Origin of the sequence: Flavobacterium sp. N2038 (assembly GCF_025947185.1) — a bacterium.
In the GTDB taxonomy this organism is placed as follows: Bacteria; Bacteroidota; Bacteroidia; order Flavobacteriales; family Flavobacteriaceae; genus Flavobacterium.
In genome coordinates this window covers 4,187,652-4,209,091 of record NZ_CP110001.1, presented here as the reverse complement: position 1 = coordinate 4,209,091, position 21,440 = coordinate 4,187,652, and the positions used below count along the sequence as shown (strand labels likewise).

Below are 21,440 nucleotides of genomic sequence, written 5' to 3'. Positions count from 1 at the left end.
GTCTAAATAATATTGACAGCCTTTTGTGTTTTTTCTTCAAGAAAAATATTAATCAAATTCTGAAGTAAAGAATAACTTCACAGTTGGATATTTACTTTGAGTCATTTGAATAGTAAAATCAGAATCGGCAAGAAATACCAATTGACCATATTTATCATGTGCTAAGAATTTTTGCTTAATGCGCTTAAACTCTTTAAATTCTTCATTTTTAGCATCGTCCGGTTTTACCCAACAAGCTTTATGAACCGGGAAGTTTTCATAGGTACATTTTGCTCCATACTCATGCTCTAAACGATATTGAATTACTTCATATTGAAGAGCACCTACAGTTCCGATAACTTTACGGTTATTCATTTCAAGTGTAAATAACTGCGCAACACCTTCATCCATTAACTGATCGACACCTTTGTCTAATTGCTTAGCTTTCATCGGATCGGCATTATTGATGTATCTAAAGTGTTCCGGAGAGAAACTTGGAATTCCTTTGAAGCTCATTACTTCACCTTCAGTTAAAGTATCCCCAATTTTGAAGTTTCCCGTATCATGTAAACCTACAATATCTCCAGGATACGAAATGTCTACGATTTCTTTCTTTTCTGCGAAAAAGGCATTCGGACTTGAGAATTTTAAATTCTTCTTCTGGCGAACGTGATAATAAGGCTTGTTTCTTTCAAAAGTTCCTGAAACAATTTTTATAAAGGCAAGACGATCTCTGTGTTTTGGATCCATATTGGCATGGATTTTAAACACAAATCCACTCATTTTTTCTTCTGTAGGATCTACTAAACGTGTCTCAGAATCTTTTGGACGAGGAGATGGAGCAATTGTAACGAAACAATCTAAAAGCTCACGAACTCCAAAGTTGTTTAAAGCTGAACCAAAAAATACAGGTTGAATTTTTCCGTCTAAATAATCCTGACGTTCAAATTTTGGATATACTTCATCAATTAATTCTAATTCTTCACGCAGTTTTTCTGCTGCTTTTTGACCAACAATTTTATCTAGTTCAGGATTGTTTTGAACATCAGAAAAAGCGATTGTTTCTTCGATGTTTTTACGGCTATCTCCACTAAAAAGATTAATGTTTTCTTCCCATAAATTATAAATTCCCTGAAAATCATAACCCATTCCGATAGGGAAACTTAAAGGTGTAACTTTTAAGCCCAGTTTTTGTTCCACTTCATCCATCAAGTCAAAAGCGTCTTTACCTTCACGGTCTAATTTGTTGATGAAAACAATCATCGGAATATTACGCATTCTACAAACTGCAACCAGTTTTTCGGTTTGCTCTTCAACCCCTTTAGCAACGTCAATCACAACAATAACACTGTCAACAGCAGTTAAAGTTCTAAAGGTGTCTTCTGCAAAATCCTTGTGTCCTGGTGTATCCAGAATGTTGATCTTTTTGTCTTTATAATTAAAAGCAAGAACAGATGTAGAAACCGAAATACCTCTTTGGCGTTCGATTTCCATAAAGTCACTTGTTGCTCCTTTTTTAATTTTATTATTTTTTACAGCTCCCGCTTCCTGAATTGCACCTCCAAATAATAGTAATTTTTCAGTTAAAGTTGTTTTACCAGCATCGGGATGTGATATAATTCCGAATGTTCTTCTGCGTTGTATTTCTTTTAAAAAGCTCATATTTCGTATAAATAGGTTGCAAAAGTACTATTTAATTACGGCTTAATAAAAATATTCAGTTCATAAATTGGAACTCTTTCTTTTTTGAAGAAAAAAAAATGGGCTGTTTAACAACAGCCCATAATAGTCATTTTAAATTACTGATTAATTGACCACACCGAATACCCTTTTGGAGGGCATTGTATTTTTACCCATTTATCTGCCTGAGTTGTTGGATACCAAGTTGAATTTCCTGTAAAGTCTTTAATTTGAGTATTGGCCCAATTGGTTTGAATCCATCTTTCCTGCCAGGCATCAGAATTATTGATGTAAACCACTAATCCAGGATTTCCGTTGTAACCATTTCTTCTTGCCACATATTCGTCATTATCTGAATACAGAATAGAAGTTGTACCTGTTGCTTTGTTGTTATGAATCCAGATAAGATTATTTAATTTGGCTTTATCCAGCCATTCTTCATAATCTCTGTAGAAAATGGTTGGATATCCTTCGTGAGTTAAAATGTATGAATAGGCCAGCATTTTGCTCCAAATTTCATCTGTATCATGATTAGTTACAAAAGTTACCGCCTTATATGGGTTTCTTTTCCACATCATGTCATCATTTAACAGTGCTAGATTGTTTCCATCAAAAGCATCATTCATTTTGTAATAACAGGCAAAATCGAAAACAGAGCTATTAGCGTTGTTGGCCCAATCATTTAATACATTTACATTTGAATCCCATAATTCTCCAACCGAAAATCCACCTACATTAGCATTCCATGAGTTTACAACCCATGCACCAAATCCTTTTACATAATCAAATCTCCAGCCATCAAATTTCATGGTATTTTTATAATATTTACCAACTCCGTCAGTTCTCAGCCATAGCCAGTTTTGTACATTTGATGCTGCATGACATAGATCTGGAAATCCTCCAAAAGCACCTTCGTCATTATTTCCGAAACTATTTTTGTAAAAATCATTATAGTTACGAGGAAATTTACCCGAAGCAACTCCTGTAAAATTAGTCCAGGTATTGGTACCTGTAAAAGGATTCGCTTCTGATTGGCCTCCGCTGTTATGATTAATTACAATATCAGCATATACCTTCATGTTTTCAGTATGTGCATTAGTAATTAAACTAACCAGTTCTGTTTTTGAACCAAATCTGGTTTCGATACTTCCGTTTTGATTGTAATCACCAAAATCAAAATAATCTGTTGGATCATATCCCATAGAAAATGCTCCGTTTTGTGCTTTTGAGGCAGGTGGTAGCCAAATAGAGCCAATTCCTGCATTGGACCAGGCCGTAACTTTGCTGCTTACAGTATTCCACCAGGTTCCTCCTGCAGGAACATCCCAGTAAAAGGCCTGCATCATAACACCTCCACCAGGATTATCAACATATTTTCCGGTAGATGAAGTTCCTGTACTAAAAGGTTTTCCGTCGTGATGTGTAACATTAATAATTTCGAATTTCTGACTTTCAGCTTTTGAATCTGTTTCTGATGTTTCATTTTGTGAACACGAGCTTAAAAGTGCCGCAATCATACCAATGTACAGAAATCTTACTTGTGTTTTTTTCATAATAGATTTGGTTAAGATTAAGTAATAAAGCTTGTAATTATTTAATTTTTTCGTCTATAACGATTGATATTCTTAATTTTAGACGCTATAAATTAATAATTACGCATCTAAAGTATGTGTTTTTTGATTTGATTGCTTTTTATAAGAAAATATTTATATCACGAAAACGTTGTAGTGTTGAAAACTTATTTTTATTCAGTTGCAAATTAGCAGTTTGTAGTTTTATACTTGCACAAGTAAAAGATTTAATAAAAGGATTTTAGTATTCGTATTTTAAAGAATTTAATGGAATTAATCGTCTGGAAATCGATTCATTTTAAAAAATTAAAACACTGTCCATATAATTTTTTGTTAATAGTATAGCTGATAGTTGTATTATGTAATTGAATTGTTATTTTTGTTCGTTATAAGTTAAAAAGAACTAGGTCTTAATTCTTTACTGTTTTGGAGATAATCCTTAAAATAAGGAATAGAAAGATTTTAGTTTAAATAAGAATTTCTTAAGCAAGATCTTACATTCAAATTAAATTTAAAATAATGTTATTAAAAAAATTACAGCTAAAAACAATTGATTTCAAGTTAGCATTGACAATGTGTTTTTTACTTTTTTTCAGCTCACTTGTTTCGGCTCAGGAAATTATTCCGGATGTTGTAGCTCAAAAACCAGCGGAAGTTCCTTCTGGCAAAAAGCAAAAAGTTGACGGTATTATTGCTACAGTTGGAGATTATATTGTTTTAGACTCAGATATTGATAAAGGGTTTTTAGAAATTTCGGCTCAGGGTGGTAGTATTAAAGATATCACTAGATGCCAGATGCTGGGTAAGCTTTTGGAAGATAAATTATATGCACATCAGGCGATTCAGGATAGTATTATTGTAAGTGATGCCGAAGTTAGAGGTATGATGGAAGACCGTTTGAACTATATGATTAAACAGGTTGGAGACATTAATAAAGTGGTAGAATATTATAAAAAAAGTTCTGTTGAAGAATTTAAAACCTATTTTGCTGATATCCTGAAAGAGCAAAAGCTGGCTGGAGAAATGCAGAAAAAAATTGTTGATGGAGTAGAGATTACACCAGAGGAGGTTCGTAATTTCTTTAAAAAGATACCAAAAGACGAATTGCCTACTTTTGGAGCAGAGATGGAAGTAGCCCAGATTGTAGTGGAGCCTAAAGTTTCTAAAGAAGATAAACAAAAGGTTATAGACAGACTGAATGCTATAAGACAAGATGTTTTAGACGGTTCAAGTTTTGCAACAAAAGCAGTTTTATATTCACAGGATCCGGGATCTTCTTCAAATGGAGGTTATTATAAAATGACCAGAAAAACCCCTTTTCTGAAAGAGTTTAAAGATGTTGCTTTTAGTTTACAGGAAGGTGAAATTTCTCAGCCTTTTGAAACAATTTATGGATATCATATTATTATGATAGATAAAATTAAAGGACAAGAAGTTGAATTGCGTCACATTCTAATTTCGCCAACTGTTTCTGAAGCAGCGTTAAAAGAAGCTAAAGAAAGAATTACCAATATTAGAAATAAGATAATCAATAAAGAAATTTCTTTTGCAGATGCAGCCAGAACAGAATCTGATGAAAAAGAGACAAAAGCAAACGGAGGAACTTTAGTAAATCCTAATACTCAGGATACTCGTTTTGAGCTGACAAAAATGGATCCGACTTTATATGGTCAGGTTTCAAATTTAAAAGATACCGAAATTTCCCAACCGCTTTTAAATGTAGATGATAAAGGTAAAAAAACATATAAGTTAATTACAGTTACCAACAGAATTGACGAACACGTTGCTGATTATGCAAAGGATTATACAAAAATTAAAGAACTTGCATTGAAAGAAAAACAAATCAACGCAATTGCAAAATGGTTTGATACTAAAATTAAAGATACTTACATCAAAATTATTGGCGAATACAGAGATTGTACTTTTACAAACAACTGGTTAAAAAAATAATTTTTATTAAATAAAGAAAAAGAGTTAGTTTTATGAATTCATAGAGCTAACTCTTTTTAATTTAAAAAACATACTTAAATGTCTGACGTAGCAGCAATTCATAATTTAGTTCAAAAACGAAACGAATTAAAATCAGAAATAGCAAAAATCATTGTAGGCCAGGATGCAGTCGTAGATCAAATTTTACTGTGTATATTTTCAGGAGGACACGCCTTATTAATCGGAGTTCCCGGTTTGGCAAAAACATTAATGATAAATACTTTATCACAAGCTTTAGGTTTAGATTTTAAAAGAATTCAGTTTACACCAGATTTAATGCCTTCTGATATTTTAGGAAGTGAAATTCTGGATGAAAACAGACATTTTAAATTTATTAAAGGACCGATTTTTTCTAATATAATTTTGGCTGATGAGATTAACAGAACACCACCAAAAACACAGGCAGCTTTGCTTGAAGCAATGCAGGAGCGTTCTGTTACTATTGCTGGACAGAATTACAAATTAGATTTGCCATATTTTGTATTGGCGACTCAAAATCCAATTGAGCAGGAAGGAACCTATCCGTTACCGGAAGCACAATTAGACCGTTTTATGTTTGCTATAAAGCTAGAATATCCAACATTTGAAGAGGAAGTGCAGGTGGTAAAACGCACAACATCTGATGTTAAAACAACAATTAATCCATTGTTTTCAGCGCAGGAAATTATCGATTTCCAACATTTGATACGTAGAATTCCTGTTGCAGATAATGTAATTGAATACGCAGTGACTTTAGTGAGTAAAACTCGTCCTGATAATCGTTTAGCAAATGATTTTGTGAAAAATTATCTGGATTGGGGAGCGGGACCAAGAGCTTCTCAAAATTTGATTTTGGCAGCAAAAGCGCACGCAGCTTTTAATGGTAAATTTTCACCAGATATTGAAGATGTAAAAGCAGTTGCAACTGGAATTTTACGCCACAGAATTATTAAAAATTATAAAGCAGATGCTGAAGGAATAACCGAAGAAGTTATTATTCAGAAGTTGATGTAGATTTAAAGACAATTTATAAAAAAAATCCTGGCAATTTATTGTCAGGATTTTTTGCGCTTAATGTATTGCTAAATTTAAATCGGTGAATAGTATTAAAACGATATAAAAACCGCAACTATAACGTTATAATTCCTTATTTAGAACAATTCTTTGAGAAAATTGAAGTAAAATCGCACTTCTTTCTTAGTGTTGAATTTCGACTTTGCTAAAGAAAGGATTTTAAAATGTCAAAAATTCATTTTTTTAATTCAAAATTGAGGTTTTAACAAAAACTAACAGTGAAAATCGTTTTTTAGCAATAATAATTTTTGAAAACACGACTTCTATTATATTATTTTTAATTATCGGCATTAATGCTTAAATTTGCGTAAAAAAAATAAATCTGCCTTAATATGAATATTTATCAGGATTATATCCAAGAGATTGAAGAACGAAAAAATCTGGGACTTCACCCAAAACCAATTGATAGCGCTGAATTATTAAGCGAAATTATTAAACAAATTAAAGATTTAGATAACGAATATCGAGAGGATTCTCTTAAGTTTTTTATTTACAATACTTTACCGGGAACTACAAGTGCTGCTGGTGAAAAAGCAAAATTTTTAAAGGAGATTATTCTTGGTCAGGCTGTTGTAAAAGAAATTACGCCAGCTTTTGCATTTGAATTATTATCTCACATGAAAGGTGGACCTTCTATTGAAGTGTTGTTGGATTTAGCTTTAGGTAATGACGCTGCTATTGCAAAAGAAGCTGCAAAAGTGCTTAAAACACAAGTTTTCCTTTACGAAGCAGATACTGATCGTTTAATAGAAGCATTCAAAAATAATAATGCAGTTGCAAAAGAAATCCTTGAAAGTTACGCTCAGGCTGAGTTTTTTACAAAACTTCCAGAAGTAGCTGATGAAGTTAAAGTCGTTACTTTTATAGCTGGTGAAGGTGATATTTCAACAGATTTACTTTCTCCGGGTAACCAGGCTCACTCACGTTCAGACCGTGAACTTCATGGCCAATGTATGATTACTCCTCAGGCACAGCAAGAAATTAGAGCACTTCAGGCGCAACATCCTGATAAAAGTGTAATGTTAATTGCTGAGAAAGGAACTATGGGAGTAGGTTCGTCAAGAATGTCAGGTGTAAATAACGTGGCACTTTGGACAGGTAAACAAGCAAGCCCATATATTCCGTTCGTTAATATTGCTCCAATCGTTGCAGGAACAAATGGAATTTCTCCAATTTTCCTAACAACTGTAGATGTTACAGGTGGTATTGGATTAGATCTTAAAAACTGGGTTAAAAAAACAGATTCAGAAGGTAACGTTGTTCGTAATGAAAACGACGAACCAATATTAGAGCAAACCTATTCTGTTGAAACAGGTACGGTTCTTACAATCAGTATTAAAGAGAAAAAACTATATAACGGTGATAAAGAATTAATTGATATTTCTAAGGCTTTTACTCCTCAGAAATTAGAGTTCATTAAAGCTGGTGGTTCATATGCTATCGTGTTTGGTAAAAAATTACAAACGTTAGCTGCAAAAGTTTTAGATGTTGAAGCTCCTCTTGTATTTGCTCCATCAAAAGAAATTTCTCATGAAGGACAAGGTCTTACTGCAGTAGAAAAAATCTTCAATAAAAATGCTGTTGGTATTGCGCCAGGTAAAGTATTACATGCTGGTTCTGATGTTCGTGTAGAAGTTAATATCGTAGGTTCGCAAGATACTACAGGTCTTATGACTGCTCAGGAATTAGAGTCTATGGCTGCAACAGTAATTTCGCCAATCGTTGATGGTGCATACCAATCAGGTTGTCACACTGCTTCGGTTTGGGATAAAAAAGCTCAGGCTAATATTCCTAAATTGATGAAATTCATGAACGATTTTGGTTTGATCACAGCTCGTGACCCAAAAGGTGTTTATCATGCAATGACAGACGTTATCCATAAAGTACTTAACGATATTACTATTGATGAGTGGGCTATCATTATTGGTGGTGACTCTCATACAAGAATGTCAAAAGGTGTTGCTTTTGGTGCTGACTCTGGAACTGTAGCTCTTGCATTGGCAACTGGTGAGGCTTCAATGCCAATTCCGGAATCTGTAAAAGTTACTTTCAAAGGAGATATGAAAGGGTATATGGATTTCCGTGATGTGGTTCATGCTACTCAAGCACAAATGCTTCATCAATTTGGAGGAGAAAATGTATTCCAAGGAAGAATTATTGAGGTTCACATTGGAACATTAACTGCGGATCAGGCCTTTACATTTACAGATTGGACTGCAGAGATGAAAGCAAAAGCTTCTATCTGTATTTCTGAAGATGATACTTTGATTGAATCATTGGAAATTGCAAAAGGAAGAATCCAGATCATGATCGACAAAGGTATGGATAACGAAAAACGTGTTCTTCAAGGATTGATCAATAAAGCGGATAAGAGAATTGCAGAAATTAAATCTGCTGAGAAACCAGCTTTAACTCCGGATGCAAACGCTAAATATTACGCTGAAGTTGTGGTTGATTTGGATCTGATTTCTGAGCCAATGATTGCTGATCCAGATGTAAATAACGTTGATGTTTCTAAACGATATACTCACGATACTATCAGACCATTATCTTTCTATGGTGGTGTGAAAAAAGTTGATCTTGGATTTATTGGATCTTGTATGGTTCATAAAGGAGATATGAAAATTTTAGCTCAAATGCTTAAAAACATCGAAGAGCAAAAAGGTAAAGTAGAATTCTTGGCACCGCTTGTGGTAGCGCCTCCTACATATAATATCGTAGACGAACTTAAAGCTGAAGGTGACTGGGAAGTATTGCAAAAATACTCTGGTTTTGAATTCAATGATGATGCTCCTAAAGGTGCGGCACGTACTGAATACGAAAACATGTTATATTTAGAGCGTCCAGGTTGTAATCTTTGTATGGGTAACCAGGAAAAAGCGGCTAAAGGAGATACTGTAATGGCAACTTCAACTCGTCTTTTCCAAGGTAGAGTTGTAGAAGATTCTGAAGGTAAAAAAGGAGAATCATTGCTTTCATCTACTCCGGTTGTAGTTTTATCTACAATTTTGGGTAGAACCCCAACAATCGATGAATATACTGCTGCTGTAGATGGTATCAACTTAACTAAGTTTGCGCCTTCTCACAAACAGTTGGTTATGTAATACATAATTTTTTGTCATATTTAAAAAGCCCGAGCCATAAAACTCGGGCTTTTTTTGTAATAGTAGCTTTATTTTTTTGTAACTTGTGGTGTTCAAAAAAAAACAACAAAAACAATTATATCTTATGGCTTTTGATATTGAAATGATTAAAAAAGTGTACGAAAACATGCCAGGTCGTGTTGATAAAGCACGCGAGATTGTTGGGCGTCCACTTACCTTAACAGAGAAAATTTTGTACAATCACCTTTGGGATGGAAATCCAACGAAGGCGTTTGGTAGAGGAGTAGATTATGTTGACTTTGCACCAGATCGTGTTGCGTGTCAGGATGCAACAGCACAAATGGCATTATTACAGTTTATGCATGCTGGAAAATCAAAAGTTGCAGTTCCTACAACGGTTCATTGTGATCACTTGATTCAGGCAAAAGTAGATGCAGCTACCGATTTGGCCAGAGCAAAAACACAAAGTAATGAAGTTTTCGACTTCTTGTCGTCAGTTTCTAATAAATATGGAATTGGTTTCTGGAAACCAGGAGCTGGAATTATTCATCAGGTCGTACTTGAAAATTATGCGTTCCCTGGTGGAATGATGATTGGTACCGATTCTCATACTGTAAATGCAGGTGGTTTAGGAATGGTAGCCATTGGTGTAGGTGGGGCTGATGCTGTAGACGTGATGTCTGGTATGGCTTGGGAATTGAAATTTCCTAAATTAATTGGAGTAAAATTAACTGGTAAATTATCAGGATGGACAGCTCCTAAAGATGTTATCCTAAAAGTTGCCGGTATTCTTACTGTAAAAGGTGGTACTGGTGCGATTGTTGAATATTTTGGTGAAGGTGCAACATCTATGTCTTGTACTGGTAAAGGTACGATTTGCAATATGGGTGCAGAAATTGGAGCAACAACTTCAACTTTTGGCTACGATGATTCAATGAGTCGTTACCTGCGTTCTACAAACAGAGCAGATGTTGCTGATGCTGCAGATAAAGTAGCTTCTTACTTGACAGGAGATGCGGAAGTATATGCTAATCCGGAAAAATATTTTGATCAGGTAATCGAAATTGACTTATCTACATTAGAACCACACTTAAATGGTCCTTTTACGCCGGATTTAGCTACTCCAATTTCTAAAATGAAAGAAGAGGCAATCAAAAATAACTGGCCACTGCAAATTCAGGTTGGTTTAATTGGGTCATGTACAAACTCTTCTTACGAAGATATTTCACGAGCTGCTTCATTGGCAAGACAAGTTGCTGATAAAAATTTGAAAACCAAATCACAGTTTACAATCACTCCGGGATCTGAAGTTGTTCGTTCTACAATCGAAAGAGATGGATTTATTGATACTTTCCATAAAATTGGAGCAACTGTTTTTGCTAACGCCTGCGGACCATGTATTGGAATGTGGGACAGAGAGGGTGCAGAAAAGGAAGAAAGAAACACTATTGTTCACTCTTTCAACCGTAACTTCTCAAAACGTGCAGATGGTAATCCAAATACCTTAGCTTTTGTGGGTTCTCCGGAATTGGTAACGGCTTTGGCTATCGCTGGTGATTTAAGTTTTAATCCACTAACTGATAAATTAATCAACGAAGAAGGTGAAGAAGTAATGCTTGATGCTCCAACGGGAGATGAACTTCCCTCTAAAGGTTTCTATGCTGAAGATCCTGGGTTTCAGGCTCCGGCTACAGATGGATCAGGGGTTCAGGTTGTGGTAAATCCGACTTCAGAGCGTTTGCAATTATTAGCTCCGTTCGCCCCTTGGGATGGTAAAAACATTACTGGTGCAAAACTATTGATCAAAGCCTTTGGAAAATGTACAACAGACCACATTTCGATGGCAGGACCATGGTTGCGTTTCCGCGGACACTTAGATAATATTTCAAACAATATGTTGATTGGTGCTGTAAATGCGTACAACCAAAAAACAAACGCTGTTAAAAATCAATTGACAGGCGAGTACGATGCTGTACCGGCTGTTGCCCGTGCATACAAAGCAGCTGGGGTTCCGTCTATTGTAGTTGGAGATCATAATTATGGCGAAGGTTCTTCTCGTGAGCATGCTGCAATGGAACCGCGTTTCCTAGGAGTAAAAGCGGTATTAGTAAAATCTTTCGCTCGTATTCACGAAACAAACCTTAAAAAACAAGGTCTTTTAGGGTTGACATTTGCAAACGAAGCAGATTATGATAAAATCCAGGAAGATGATACAATCAACTTTACGGATCTAACTGAGTTTGCTCCAGGTAAACCGCTGACATTAGAATTTGTTCACGCAGATGGTACAAAAGATATTATTTTAGCAAACCATACTTACAATGCTGGTCAGATTGGCTGGTTTGTTGCGGGTTCTGCTTTGAACTTAATTGCGGCAGGAAAAGCTTAATACTTACTATTTAAATATCTAAAAGCGCTCTGTGATAACAGGGCGTTTTTTTTATTTAGGAGCTATTTACTTCGTCAGTTCGCTGTCGCTCGCGTCCAGCTGTCCGCTATATCTTTTTCTGTCCGCCTCGGCTGACAGAAAAAGGATGCCGTTCCCATCTGGGCTAGGGTGCTCATTTTCAAAAGAAGATTTGTTTTTAACAAGAAGAATTATTCCGTTGCTTTAGCTAAATTTAAGTTTGGAGATAAAATTTTAATACGATCCGGTTTTGTGGTTTCAAATTCATCAACATTAATACTATATACGTTTGATGATGGTGCTTTTGTAAGGTTATTTTCTATAGCTCCTCCTAAAATATATAATTTGTTGTTGTCATAATACAAAGCACATTCTGTTAATCCTAAATCTACAGCGTATTCTTTTAATTGTTTCGATTTTGTATCATAGAGATACATTTTTCTATTTTCGAAAAAATAAATAATGTTATCATGAAAAGTAGCAGCAGGTTTTTCAAGAGCCGAAAATAATTCGCCTTCAGTTTGCCATTTCTCTGTAACTAAATCAAAAGTCTCCATTTCTGATATTGGATTTCCATTGTTGCCTCCAATCACATATATTTTGCCATTAACAAGGATTCCAGAAGTTTCTTTGGCTGTTGGCATATTCGGAAGTTCATACCAATAACCCGAAGTAATATTATAGAGATGCACTTTGTTTGTGAATTCTGTAGGGCCTTTTTCTTTCGCTTTTGTTGAGCCTCCTATTATAATGATATTGTCTTTGTAAGTAATAGAAACAGCGTTTGAAGCCTGATGTGGATATGTTTTGTCAATTTTAATATTTTGACTATTCAGGTCAAAAACTTCAATTTCATTTTCTAAATATTCAAATGCTGCATTTTTAGATAAACTTTTTCCGCCAAGAACATACAGTTTATTGTCGTAAAAGTTGAGGTTATGATATGCTCTCTTTTTAAAATTGAGTTTAAAATATTGCCAGGTATCTGTTTTTATATCATAAATCTGTAAGCTGTTCTTGTAGAATTCGGCAGTAGATTGATATGAAAGTTCTTTAAGATAATCCAGTGTGGTAAACTCCGGTCTGTCTTTTTTTATTTTTTCCCATGTATCCATTTTATAACTTGCGTCACCGCCAATAATATAAATTTTACCATTGTTTAAAACTGAACCAAACGAAAAAACACCATATTTTAAAGATGTAAGTTTTGTGTAAGAAAGTTTTGGTTTTAATTTAACCCTTTGGCCTTCGCCAATTGTCAATCCGGATAAATTTTCAACTTCTTCAGACAAGCCAATTTTAAAATTGAGTTTTTTTACATCGGCTAAAGAGATTTTTTTAGTGATATACCCAATATGTGAAAATTGAAAAATAGTCTCTTCTCTAAAGTTGTTTGGGAGATTGAGGTTAAATTCTCCTTTGTCATTTGTTGTGGTTGCAGAGTTGCTTAATAAATCAAAAATGTTAACACCCTCAATCGGAAGCTCTGTTTTTTGAGAAACTACAATGCCTTTTACATTCTGAGCTATTAACGAAAAAGGAAAAAGAATGAGAATTACAAGTAGTTTTTTCACAATATTTTTGGATTTTAAGTTGATTATGGCTTGTTAATAGTGGTTTTTTGTAAAATCAACGGTTTCAAAAAGTTGGCTCAATTTCTATGCCGAGCTTGTTAATTTGAGGTAAATTAATTGTTAAAAAACATTGTTTTTATGGTTTTAAAAGTTAAATTCGCCTTTGGAGTAATATATTTGTGATTTTTAAGTTTAAATGTTACCTAAACTTAAAAAAAGGATGGCAAATTTTAAAGGGTAAATATGATTTTTAGATTTATAATAGTTTTGTTTTTTTTCAGTGTTGGAGCTTTGGCGCAGGATAATTTTATTAAGCACAAAATTTCACAAGGAGATAATCTTTCTGTTATTGCTAAAAAATATGGAGTAAAAGTAAAAGAGATTGCAGATGCAAATCCAAATGCTCCTAAAATATTAAAACTAAATTCGACCCTTTTAATTCCAAACAAAAATAAAAACAACGCAAACGCAAAAACTAAAAATATTGAAGTTGCGGTAAATAATACTTCTTTCAATACAACTTCTGATACTCACGAAGTGGCAGCCAAAGAAACACTTTGGGCTATTTCAAAAAAGTATAATGTTTCTGTAGATGAATTGAAAAAAGCAAATCCATCATTAGAATCAGATGGTTTACAAATTGGACAAAAACTTGCAATTCCTTCCAAAAATGCAATCGCACTTTCTAACGATACAGCAAAAACTGAAGAAATCTCAAAAACAGAGATTGTTCCGTCATCAGATGTGGAGGTAATTGTTGAGGTTCAGCCGAAAGAAACCAAATACGCCATTGCTAAAAAATATGGAATTACGGTTGCGGAGCTGGAAAAGCAAAATCCTTTTATAAAAGGAAAACTTGCAGTAGGTTATGTTTTAAAAATTAAAACTTCTAAAGAAAAAGCAGATGCTGCAGCTGCTATAAATTCGGTTCAGGAAACAAATGAAATCAAACCACTTCAGGAAATAAATGTTCAGGTGGCTGATAATACAAGTGTGAAAAGAGACTCAGCTTTTGTTCGTGTAAGTAATCATTCAGAATTGATTGATCAGTTAATTTCGAATGCAACACAAAATATTGGAACCCGTTACCGCTCTGGCGGAACTACTAAGGCTGGTTTTGACTGTTCTGGTTTAATGTTTTGTACTTTTGGTAATTTTGATATTAAGCTGCCTAGAAGTTCTATAGAACAATCACGTATTGGTAATAAAGTGGCTTCAGACGAAGCTCAAAAAGGCGATTTAATTTTCTTTAGAACTAATGGGAGACGTCATATAAACCATGTTGGAATGGTTGTAGATGTTAATGACGGTGAAATTAAATTTGTACATTCTTCTACTCATGGAGGTGTAATGATTTCTTCTACAAAGGAGCCTTATTACGAAAGAGCTTTTTCGCAAGTTAATCGTGTTTTAGAAGAAGATCTTAAGAAGTTATAACGTGTTCTCTTGATAAACTATTTTTTTAAACTCCTCTATTGGGAAAGGTTTATTTAGAAGTTTGTAAACATATTTGTTTTGATTAATTCGTGTAATTTCATCCGGATCCAGCGTTGAAGAAAGAACATAAATTTGAACTTCTTTTTTTAATATTTCATCAAGTTGGTCGAACGCATCCAAAAAATCAAATCCATTCATTAAAGGCATCTGTATATCAAGAATAATGATTAAAGGTTTGTTTATTCTCTTATTATCACGAAGCCATTGAAGTCCCTCATGACCATCATTAGTAATGTAGATTTCCTCTATAAAAAGCATTTTTTTTAATAGCTGTTTAATGACAAGCTGATCAATCAAGTTGTCTTCAATTAATAAGAATGAGAGTTTAGATTCCATAAAAACTTGGTATTGTTACGGTGAATTTGCTTCCTATTGTGCTCTGTGAACATACAGATATATTGCCTTTTATGTTTTCGACTGCTTCTTTTACAATGTAAAGTCCCAATCCGGAGCCCTTATTTTTATTAGTGCCAAAATACATTTGAAAGATATTCTCTTTAAATTCATCTTTAATCCCGATTCCATTATCAGATACTTCAATTTTATGAAAACCATCAGTAAGAGAGGTTTTAATAGAAATATACATTTCCTGTTTACTATCGTCAGCGTACTTAATAGCATTCGAAATCAAATTTGAAATAATAATTTTTAATCTTAAACCATCACTATGAATCTCGTCAACTAATAATTCTTGTGTAAAAATAATTCTGTTGGCATTTTCAATATGCATTAACTGAGAAATGGCTTCTTCAAATAGTTCTTTTAAACTTACTGGCTCCATGATGATTTGTGTTCTCTTGTTTTTTGAGTAATCAATAATGTCACTTATAAATTGGTCCTGTTTGACAAGGCTTTGTTGCATTAAAGTCAGATAGTCTTTAATTTGGTTAATATCGTCCTCCAATTGCGTAATTTTTATTAAGCCCTTTAGCGATGTAATTGGAGATCTTAAATCATGTGATGCACTGTAAACAAAGCGATCCAGTTCGTGATTTGCTAGTATTAGATTTTCATTTTTCGCTTCAATTTCTTTCTTAGAAGTAATTAAACGTTTTACCATAATAGAATAATAAAGGCAAACACTGCAAATAATAATTAATATGAAAATAATATTGGTTTTGATAAGTAAGTCTTTAATCTTACGGGTTCCTTCTCCCAGGGTATTAGAAAAGTTACGCTCGTTTATGGTGAGTTTTTCACTAATAGAGCCAATTTGTTCCAGAAATTTTCTTTGTTCTGTTGGAGTTAATGAGTTATGAATGATTTTTGCATTGATTTGCGTTCCAATAACAAATAATTCAAAAATTAAATTGTCGCCTTGTTCCCATTCGTGAATTGCTTTTGCCAAAAAAGAAACGTGTTTAAAATTGTCAAATAACCAAACGAGATCGTCTAAGTCGTCTGGGTGATTTCTGCCAATCAGAAATGCTTTACGGGCAATTTTGTTGTCACCGGCTTTTAATAATGTTATTCTGGCCAGGCCATCTCCCTGAGGAACTTTTAATTCTTCAAGGTATAGTTTCCATTGTTGTTGATCCTGAGTGTAGAGATAGGTAATGAGATGTCTTGATGCATCTTTTTGGCCTTTGGAATAATGTGATTCGCCATTAACATAAGCCCGATTGGCAGAAAGTATTTTAATTGTGAAAAAATTTATGCATATCAATAAAGCACAGGAAATAAATACAATTAGTAAAAGTATAAACACATTTGGAAAGCGTAACTTTTTTAGGAATAGGATCTTGCGCATAACTTTTTTTTGTAGGTTGATAATTTGATTCACTTCTGAATAATGAATTTGTTGCATATGTTTTTTTTCTATTTAAATAATCTTGGGGGATTGATTGTTTAATAGTGTAAAAAATAAACAAATGTTAATAAAATAAATACTGTTTTATGATTTGATCCTTTCTATCAAATTTAATAAAAAAATAATGCAGTTTAACGTATCGTTACCAATTTTCTTCTTTGACAATGGTTTTTGTTATGTATTTATTTGATAATTAGTTGTTTGTGTTTATTTGATGAATGGTATTTATTTTCATTTTTAATTAAGTGTTAAAATGAATGAGTTTTTAAAAAGAAAAAATATTACAGATTTTATCTTTTTTTGTTTAACGATTAAAGTGCTTTGTAACTAAACATTTTTTTGCCTATGATGGTTTGGTTTTAGTCTGAAATAGCAAAAAAAGGATATGGTAAAATGTAGGAATTAGATCGGCTTTTTTATGCTAAGCTTTTGTAAATGAAAAAGCTGCAAGTTTTTATACTTACAGCTTTTGTTTTAAATGAGAGTTGGTTACAAATTTAATTATTGTCCCAATATTTGGCGCTAAGTTTAGGAAACATGACTTTTAAATCGTCGCTGTCTTCATTCCATTCATTTCCGGTTGTATCAAATTTTTCCTGAAATGTGTAAGGCATTTTTTGACCTGTTAGTTCTTCAAAAATTATTCCGGGTAAATAACCAAAACCTTCCCAGTCAAATTCTTCAATAAGATGCGTTTCGATTTCCACAAGAGATTCAGGATCGTGTGTAACTTTATAATAAAATTTTTGGCCTTGTGCAATTACCCATTCGCGAAAATCAATAAAGTTATCGTCGCTACAGCCTCCATGAATAATATAAATTGCACCCCAGAGTTCCCAGGTATTAGCAAGGCCTCTAAAATTTCTAAAGCTATTATCAAATAGAATTAGCTCGTCTGGCGTTAACTTTCGTAGTTCGTTTGCTAATTCTTCCTGTTGTTCTTCAAAATTACCATTAGAGTTATCTTTTGTTTTTTGAATAATTTTCCAAAATAAATCTTCTTCCATCAATATTTCAAAAGCAGAACTATCTATCTTTTTGATATATTCAGACGTCTCGTTTTTTTGTGTTTTGCCAAAAAGTTTATCAAATATTCCCATAAGTATTTTGGTATTAGTTTTTAAAATATTAGAATATTAGAAGAGTTTGTTTTGTAAATTTTGCCTAATTTATTTTTGTAAAATAATGACTATTGTATTTGTTTTCAAATTTTGATTTAAAAAGGTTAATACTAAAAAATATTAATTTGCCCAATACTGATTAAGAATATACATTAATCAAACCTTTGAAAAACTGAATTCCACCAAATAAAATGGCTCCCCAAAATATAAAGCCAATATCAGCAATTGTCAAAATGGTTCCCCCACAGAACCATAAAGCACCATATACCATATCTTTTCTGGCTTTTTCATATTTGGCTTCCTGGATCTGGATCTCCAGATTTTCAACAATTAATCCTGCAATCTCAGCGCTTAATCCTTGTTCAGTAAGTTTTGCTTTTGTTTCGTAAGCTGATTTGTTTTCATGCAAAAGCATGTTAGCAGCATAACTATAAAATTGATTGGCAACATCATCGTGCGATTCGGGTTTTGTGGTTTCCATGAATTGGTTTTTGGTTGGTTTATAGTTTTGTTTCCCAAATATAAAAAGTTGAAATAGTATATTGTTACGGGAAGACGTAAAAGCAAATTTTTGAGTATAAAAAAACTTCAAATTTTAATGTTTGAAGCTTTTTGTATTGGTTATCAGTACTCTGTCTTTAGTATTTATTTTAGGGAGTTTATCTAATTTTGAAATTTTGAGTTAAAAAGTCGCATACATAATCAACCGTTTAAAAGCATAGATAGAAGGTAGACTTGGGAAAAAATGATTAATTCTTTTTTTAAATTCAGTTGATAATTCCTGAAATTCATTTTCACTTAAACGTTCCTGATAAACGGTTAATGCTGAGCCAGAAATAAAATCAAAAAAAGAATCATGATGTGAAGATATAAGCGGATATACTTTTTGATATAAGACTAAATCTTTTCCTCCACAATCAAAAAGAATTTTAGCATATTCATCTAAAGTAAGAACAGGAGAAGGTCTTGTCCAATTCTTTAAATAGGAAGCATAAGGTTCTTCCTGAGCTAAATCCAGTAATATTTTGTTCAGAATGTTTTCGGTTTGCTGTGGCATTTGTACTGCCAATTGTCCACCAGAATTGAGACGTGATATTATTTTAGGGAAAAGTTCATTATGATTATCTACCCATTGCAAAGCTGCATTAGAGAAAATCAAATCCCATTTTTTTTCCTGATCTAGTTGTTCCCGAATCGATAGTCGCTTAAATTGAATATTTTCCTGAAGAGGAGCTTTTGCTAACATTTCGGCAGAAGAATCAATACCTAAGATATTGGCATTTGTTAGCATATTTGATAACTTTTGTGTTAGCTCACCTGTACCACAACCTAAATCTATAACTTCATAATTTGGTTTGTCAATAATATGATTTGTCAGATCCTCAAATGGCTTATATCTGTCTTCTTTAAATTCATTATATTTTTTAGGATCCCAGGTCATAACGATTCATTTGGAGGTTATAAATGAAAAGATAAGTCACTCTAAAAGTTAGATTGACAGATTTTTTAATAAATTTAAAACTGATTTTTTTCTAATCCAAGAATCTAACAATCAAATGATAAAATTTTAAAAAAAAGTATATCTTTAGCCAACCCAAAACCACAAAAAAATGCAAGAAAACGACCAGGAACATTTTAAAAGAGAACTCGGATTATTAGATGGAACCATGCTTGTTGTAGGTTCTATGATCGGATCAGGAATATTTATTGTAAGTGCAGATATCGCCAGGCAGGTTGGATCGGCCGGATGGTTAACGCTTATTTGGTTAATCTCGGGATTAATCACCATTATTGCTGCAGTAAGTTACGGCGAACTTAGTGCTATGTTTCCTAAAGCCGGAGGGCAATATGTCTATCTAAAAGAAGCATACAATAAGTTAATTGCTTTTTTGTACGGCTGGAGTTTTTTTGCTGTAATACAGACTGGTACTATTGCAGCTGTTGGTGTTGCATTTTCAAAATTTGCTGCCTATCTCTATGAGCCATTAAGCGACGAAAATGTCTTGTTTGAATTGGGTTCGTTTAAACTCAATGCAGCACAAATTGTTTCGATTTTTACGATTATCTTATTAACGTACATAAATAGTCGTGGAGTGAAAAACGGAAAAATTCTGCAAACCGTTTTAACGATTATTAAAATTTTATCATTGCTGGGATTAATTGTTTTTGGATTTACATTGGCAGCAAAAGCTTCTGTTTGGGATGCTAACTGGACAGATGCCTGGACACCACGTTCCTATAATCCTGAAAATAATTCCTGGCTCCCAATTGGTGGAAAAACTTTGATTACAGGAATTTCGGCAGCTATGGTTGGATCTCTTTTTTCAAGTGATGCCTGGAATGGTGTTACTTTTATTGCAGGCGAAATTAAAAATCCAAAACGTAATGTTGGTTTCAGTTTATTCCTGGGAACTTTCATTGTTACCATAATATATGTTTTAACCAATATCATGTATTTGGCTGTAATTCCATTTGAAGAAATTGCTACAGCAAAATCAGATAGGGTAGCGGTTGTAGCTTCGCAATATATTTTTGGAAATATCGGAACCCTGATTATCGCTATTATGATTATGATTTCGACTTTTGCCTGTAATAATGGTTTAATTATGGCAGGAGCAAGAGTTTATTATACCATGGCCAAAGATGGTTTGTTTTTCAAAAAAGCGGCTGTTTTAAACAGCTCAAGTGTACCTGCATGGGCACTTTGGGCACAATGTATTTGGGCTTCGGCGTTGTGCTTAACAGGTAAATATGGAGATTTATTAGATTTTGTAATCATCATCGTACTGATATTTTATATTCTGACGATCTATGGGATTTTCATCTTAAGAAAGAAGATGCCAGATGCAGAAAGACCATATAGAGCTTTTGGATACCCATTTTTACCATTGCTTTATATCATTGTAGCAACAGCAATTTGTATTTCTTTGCTAATTACAAAATTCTCAACTTGTGGTTGGGGAGTGCTGATTATGTTAACCGGAATTCCGGTTTATTATTTAACCAAACCAAAAGAGGAATAGATATAAGTATTTTAGATTTAAAATTTAAATATTTGCAGATAAATAAAAGCGCCTTGTAGTTTTAATACAAGGCGCTTTCGTTTTAATTTTTACATAGAAAATGCTAAATTAAAATTTGTTTGAATCTTAATTAGATATTAGAGAGATCATTATTGATTCGTTCTTCTGTAGGTCTTAGAAAAGCAAGATATATTATAAGCAGTATTCCGAATAATATAAAATCCGGTTTCAGGATTAAGATTAAAAATGCGGCGCCCTCAAGAACTGCCCAACGCATAATTGAGGCAGTCTGGTAAACAGGCAATTTTTCTTCTATATTTAATTTAGGATCGATTTGCTTTAGTTGTGATTTAAATAGAAAAGTACTTAGTATAAATGCGAAAACAGGAATTGCCAGATATATGACTGAAGAGGAATCAATAGCGGGAATTTGTAATTTTTCAATTGAAAGATCACCTATAATAAAATAAGCAATGGCAGTGCCTGCACAAACTGCAAGATGAATAATCTGAAGTGTTTTAATTTTTTCAGTCATGATTTGGTTAAATATGGGATTGATTTGAGGATGCAAGGTATAATTAATTCTTTTAAAAATTTCAATAAGAAAAAAGCTGTAAACCCCGTCTGTTTCA

At 33.3% G+C, this 21,440-nt stretch carries 15 protein-coding genes; 6 read left to right on the top strand and 9 right to left on the bottom strand.

Features of this window, described 5'->3' with window-relative positions; all coding sequences use genetic code 11:
- Window positions 1-48 precede the first annotated feature (48 nt).
- The gene (locus tag OLM51_RS18360; RefSeq protein WP_264552042.1) at window positions 49-1,641 is read right to left on the bottom strand and encodes a peptide chain release factor 3; all 1,593 of its coding nucleotides are present in this window, start codon (window positions 1,639-1,641) and stop codon (window positions 49-51) included.
- 137 nt (window positions 1,642-1,778) lie between these two features.
- Window positions 1,779-3,212 (bottom strand): alpha-amylase, encoded by a 1,434-nt coding sequence (locus OLM51_RS18355; protein WP_264552041.1) that lies wholly within the window; start codon window positions 3,210-3,212, stop codon window positions 1,779-1,781.
- A gap of 537 nt (window positions 3,213-3,749) precedes the next feature.
- Here OLM51_RS18355 and OLM51_RS18350 point away from each other — a divergent pair.
- The 4 genes from OLM51_RS18350 (at window position 3,750) to OLM51_RS18335 (ending at window position 11,765) form a co-directional block, all read left to right on the top strand.
- Window positions 3,750-5,180 carry a peptidylprolyl isomerase gene (locus OLM51_RS18350; protein WP_264552040.1) on the top strand — a complete coding sequence of 477 codons (1,431 nt, stop codon included), beginning with the start codon at window positions 3,750-3,752 and terminating at the stop codon, window positions 5,178-5,180.
- 78 nt (window positions 5,181-5,258) lie between these two features.
- Complete coding sequence (locus tag OLM51_RS18345; protein ID WP_264552039.1) at window positions 5,259-6,212, top strand: AAA family ATPase; 954 nt, start codon at window positions 5,259-5,261, stop codon at window positions 6,210-6,212.
- 392 nt (window positions 6,213-6,604) lie between these two features.
- Window positions 6,605-9,376, top strand: a complete 2,772-nt coding sequence (locus OLM51_RS18340) for a bifunctional aconitate hydratase 2/2-methylisocitrate dehydratase (protein ID WP_264552038.1) — start codon at window positions 6,605-6,607, stop codon at window positions 9,374-9,376.
- 124 nt (window positions 9,377-9,500) lie between these two features.
- Window positions 9,501-11,765 (top strand): aconitate hydratase, encoded by a 2,265-nt coding sequence (locus OLM51_RS18335; protein WP_264552037.1) that lies wholly within the window; start codon window positions 9,501-9,503, stop codon window positions 11,763-11,765.
- A 209-nt stretch (window positions 11,766-11,974) separates the two neighbouring features.
- Here OLM51_RS18335 and OLM51_RS18330 read toward each other — a convergent pair whose 3' ends face one another.
- Entirely contained in the window at window positions 11,975-13,357 is a 1,383-nt protein-coding gene (locus OLM51_RS18330) for a kelch repeat-containing protein (protein ID WP_264552036.1), read from the bottom strand.
- 243 nt (window positions 13,358-13,600) lie between these two features.
- Between OLM51_RS18330 and OLM51_RS18325 the strand changes: the two genes are divergently transcribed.
- The gene (locus OLM51_RS18325; protein WP_264552035.1) at window positions 13,601-14,794 is read left to right on the top strand and encodes a peptidoglycan endopeptidase; all 1,194 of its coding nucleotides are present in this window, start codon (window positions 13,601-13,603) and stop codon (window positions 14,792-14,794) included.
- Here OLM51_RS18325 and OLM51_RS18320 read toward each other — a convergent pair.
- From OLM51_RS18320 to OLM51_RS18300, 5 genes are all read right to left on the bottom strand, one after another.
- Window positions 14,789-15,190 (bottom strand): response regulator, encoded by a 402-nt coding sequence (locus OLM51_RS18320; RefSeq protein ID WP_264552034.1) that lies wholly within the window; start codon window positions 15,188-15,190, stop codon window positions 14,789-14,791. The two genes, OLM51_RS18325 and OLM51_RS18320, sit on opposite strands and share 6 nt — an antisense overlap.
- Window positions 15,180-16,604 (bottom strand): sensor histidine kinase, encoded by a 1,425-nt coding sequence (locus OLM51_RS18315; RefSeq protein WP_264552033.1) that lies wholly within the window; start codon window positions 16,602-16,604, stop codon window positions 15,180-15,182. The genes OLM51_RS18320 and OLM51_RS18315 overlap by 11 nt, the downstream gene beginning before the upstream one ends.
- 557 nt (window positions 16,605-17,161) lie before the next feature.
- On the bottom strand, window positions 17,162-17,764 hold the full coding sequence (locus OLM51_RS18310; RefSeq protein ID WP_264552032.1) for a DUF4240 domain-containing protein: 603 nt from the start codon (window positions 17,762-17,764) through the stop codon (window positions 17,162-17,164).
- Between the two features lie 160 nt (window positions 17,765-17,924).
- The gene (locus tag OLM51_RS18305; RefSeq protein ID WP_264552031.1) at window positions 17,925-18,266 is read right to left on the bottom strand and encodes a hypothetical protein; all 342 of its coding nucleotides are present in this window, start codon (window positions 18,264-18,266) and stop codon (window positions 17,925-17,927) included.
- A gap of 201 nt (window positions 18,267-18,467) precedes the next feature.
- Complete coding sequence (locus tag OLM51_RS18300; RefSeq protein WP_264552030.1) at window positions 18,468-19,226, bottom strand: methyltransferase domain-containing protein; 759 nt, start codon at window positions 19,224-19,226, stop codon at window positions 18,468-18,470.
- A 169-nt stretch (window positions 19,227-19,395) separates the two neighbouring features.
- Here OLM51_RS18300 and OLM51_RS18295 point away from each other — a divergent pair, with 169 nt between their 5' ends.
- Window positions 19,396-20,808: an APC family permease gene (locus OLM51_RS18295; protein ID WP_264552029.1), complete on the top strand. Its 1,413-nt coding sequence runs from the start codon at window positions 19,396-19,398 to the stop codon at window positions 20,806-20,808.
- Window positions 20,809-20,938: 130 nt separating this feature from the next.
- Here OLM51_RS18295 and OLM51_RS18290 read toward each other — a convergent pair whose 3' ends face one another.
- Window positions 20,939-21,343: an MFS transporter gene (locus OLM51_RS18290; protein WP_264552028.1), complete on the bottom strand. Its 405-nt coding sequence runs from the start codon at window positions 21,341-21,343 to the stop codon at window positions 20,939-20,941.
- Window positions 21,344-21,440 lie beyond the last annotated feature (97 nt).